The organism is Paraburkholderia sp. BCC1886 (assembly GCF_900996245.1).
In the GTDB taxonomy this organism is placed as follows: Bacteria; Pseudomonadota; Gammaproteobacteria; order Burkholderiales; family Burkholderiaceae; genus Paraburkholderia.
In genome coordinates this window covers 1-3,573 of record NZ_CAAJGK010000062.1, presented here as the reverse complement: position 1 = coordinate 3,573, position 3,573 = coordinate 1, and the positions used below count along the sequence as shown (strand labels likewise).

Annotated in this window: 1 tRNA gene and 2 rRNA genes; all 3 read left to right on the top strand. The window is 53.2% G+C overall.

The features are described from left to right. Window positions 1-76 (top strand) — tRNA-Ala (locus FQ746_RS22160). Window positions 77-388: 312 nt separating this feature from the next. Beyond that, window positions 389-3,270: ribosomal RNA gene (locus tag FQ746_RS22155) — 23S ribosomal RNA — on the top strand. A 164-nt stretch (window positions 3,271-3,434) separates the two neighbouring features. Beyond that, a 5S ribosomal RNA gene (rrf, locus tag FQ746_RS22150) occupies window positions 3,435-3,547 on the top strand. The last annotated feature ends 26 nt before the right edge of the window (window positions 3,548-3,573 follow it).

Sequence of the window (3,573 nt, the reverse complement as noted above, 5' to 3'; positions counted from 1 at the left end):
GGGGGATTAGCTCAGCTGGGAGAGCACCTGCTTTGCAAGCAGGGGGTCGTCGGTTCGATCCCGTCATCCTCCACCAATCTTCAATGCGTAGTGTTCTGCGAAAAAGCGGCAGAGGACTGTGCATTGGCGATTGAGCCAGTCAGTAACGGTATGAGGCAGAGCTTCATACCGGCTGTCGTTCTTTAACAATCAGGAAGAAGTAGTAAAGAGATTCACGAAAGGAGACCTTGAGATGGGTGTCCGAGTAGGTGAATCAGGGTTGTGATTGTATCGATGTATTTTAAAGGTGATCGAAAGATCGCTTTGGAATACGGCGCAACACGAATACTCAACCTGTAGCGGTGGTGACGAAGCGCACGCGAGTGTGGCACAGACACACCCGTTATAGGGTCAAGCGAACAAGTGCATGTGGTGGATGCCTTGGCGATCACAGGCGATGAAGGACGCGGTAGCCTGCGAAAAGCTACGGGGAGCTGGCAAACGAGCTTTGATCCGTAGATGTCCGAATGGGGAAACCCACTCCGAATGGAGTATCCATGACTGAATCCATAGGTCATGTGAAGCGAACGCGGTGAACTGAAACATCTAAGTAACCGCAGGAAAAGAAATCAACCGAGATTCCCAGAGTAGTGGCGAGCGAAATGGGACCAGCCTGTACTCTTTATTTGTAGTGTCAGCCGAACGCTCTGGAAAGTGCGGCCATAGCAGGTGATAGCCCTGTAGGCGAAGACATTGTGAAAGAACTAGGTGTACGACAAGTAGGGCGGGACACGTGAAATCCTGTCTGAAGATGGGGGGACCATCCTCCAAGGCTAAATACTCGTGATCGACCGATAGTGAACCAGTACCGTGAGGGAAAGGCGAAAAGAACCCCGGGAGGGGAGTGAAACAGATCCTGAAACCGCATGCATACAAACAGTAGGAGCCTCCTCGTGGGGTGACTGCGTACCTTTTGTATAATGGGTCAGCGACTTACATTCAGTGGCAAGCTTAACCGATTAGGGCAGGCGTAGCGAAAGCGAGTCCGAACAGGGCGATTCAGTCGCTGGGTGTAGACCCGAAACCAGGTGATCTATCCATGGCCAGGATGAAGGTGCGGTAACACGTACTGGAGGTCCGAACCCACTAACGTTGAAAAGTTAGGGGATGAGCTGTGGATAGGGGTGAAAGGCTAAACAAACCTGGAAATAGCTGGTTCTCTCCGAAAACTATTTAGGTAGTGCCTCGTGTATCACCTTCGGGGGTAGAGCACTGTCATGGTTGTGGGGTCCATTGCGGATTACTACGCCATAGCAAACTCCGAATACCGAAGAGTGCAATCACGGGAGACAGACATCGGGTGCTAACGTCCGGTGTCAAGAGGGAAACAACCCAGACCGCCAGCTAAGGTCCCCAAATATTGCTAAGTGGGAAACGAAGTGGGAAGGCTAAAACAGTCAGGAGGTTGGCTTAGAAGCAGCCATCCTTTAAAGAAAGCGTAATAGCTCACTGATCGAGTCGTCCTGCGCGGAAGATGTAACGGGGCTAAGCAATATACCGAAGCTGCGGATGCACATTTATGTGCATGGTAGGAGAGCGTTCCGTAAGCCTGCGAAGGTGCACTGGAAAGTGTGCTGGAGGTATCGGAAGTGCGAATGCTGACATGAGTAGCGATAAAGGGGGTGAAAAGCCCCCTCGCCGTAAGCCCAAGGTTTCCTACGCAACGTTCATCGGCGTAGGGTGAGTCGGCCCCTAAGGCGAGGCAGAAATGCGTAGCTGATGGGAAGCGGGTTAATATTCCTGCACCATTGTGAAATGCGATGGGGGGACGGATCGCGGAAGGTTGTCCGGGTGTTGGACGTCCCGGTCCTTGCATTGGAGAAGGCGCTTTGGCAAATCCGGGCGCGTAATTCAAGGGTGCGAGGCCATTCACTTCGGTGAAGAAGCAACTGGAAGTGGTTCCAAGAAAAGCCTCTAAGCTTCAGTTTCACAGTGACCGTACCGCAAACCGACACAGGTGGGCGAGATGAGTATTCTAAGGCGCTTGAGAGAACTCGGGAGAAGGAACTCGGCAAATTGGTACCGTAACTTCGGGATAAGGTACGCCCCGGTAGCCTGATGCGCCTGCGCGCAGAGGGTGAAGGGGTTGCAATAAACTGGTGGCTGCGACTGTTTAATAAAAACACAGCACTCTGCAAACACGAAAGTGGACGTATAGGGTGTGACGCCTGCCCGGTGCCGGAAGATTAAATGATGGGGTGCAAGCTCCTGATTGAAGTCCCGGTAAACGGCGGCCGTAACTATAACGGTCCTAAGGTAGCGAAATTCCTTGTCGGGTAAGTTCCGACCTGCACGAATGGCGTAACGATGGCCACACTGTCTCCTCCCGAGACTCAGCGAAGTTGAAGTGTTTGTGATGATGCAATCTCCCCGCGGCTAGACGGAAAGACCCCATGAACCTTTACTGTAGCTTTGCATTGGACTTTGAACCGGTCTGTGTAGGATAGGTGGGAGGCTTTGAAGCGTGGACGCCAGTCTGCGTGGAGCCATCCTTGAAATACCACCCTGATCTGTTTGAGGTTCTAACCTTGGCCCGTTATCCGGGTCGGGGACAGTGCATGGTAGGCAGTTTGACTGGGGCGGTCTCCTCCCAAAGTGTAACGGAGGAGTACGAAGGTACGCTAGGTACGGTCGGAAATCGTGCTGATAGTGCAATGGCATAAGCGTGCTTAACTGCGAGACCGACAAGTCGAGCAGGTGCGAAAGCAGGTCATAGTGATCCGGTGGTTCTGTATGGAAGGGCCATCGCTCAACGGATAAAAGGTACTCTGGGGATAACAGGCTGATACCGCCCAAGAGTTCATATCGACGGCGGTGTTTGGCACCTCGATGTCGGCTCATCTCATCCTGGGGCTGTAGCCGGTCCCAAGGGTATGGCTGTTCGCCATTTAAAGAGGTACGTGAGCTGGGTTTAAAACGTCGTGAGACAGTTTGGTCCCTATCTGCCGTGGGCGCTGGATATTTGAAGGGGGCTGCTCCTAGTACGAGAGGACCGGAGTGGACGAACCTCTGGTGTACCGGTTGTCACGCCAGTGGCATCGCCGGGTAGCTATGTTCGGAAGAGATAACCGCTGAAAGCATCTAAGCGGGAAACTCGCCTTAAGATGAGATATCCCCGGGGCTTCGAGCCCCTTGAAGGGTCGTTCAAGACCAGGACGTTGATAGGTCAGGTGTGGAAGCGCAGTAATGCGTTAAGCTAACTGATACTAATTGCCCGTAAGGCTTGATCCTATAACAGGTGTGTCTGTCATCCCCCAGCGGGACACCACAGGCACCGGTTGGGATCCGTGTTGGGCCAGATACAGCACAACCCCATCGATGATGTTCCATCATCAGAAACTACTTCTTCCAGATTGGCTGTATTGCCCCAGCGGGCAGTGCGGCAACCCGTCATGCCTGATGACCATAGCGAGTCGGTCCCACCCCTTCCCATCCCGAACAGGACCGTGAAACGACTCCACGCCGATGATAGTGCGGATTCCCGTGTGAAAGTAGGTAATCGTCAGGCTCCCCAGCAGCAACAGAAACCCCACC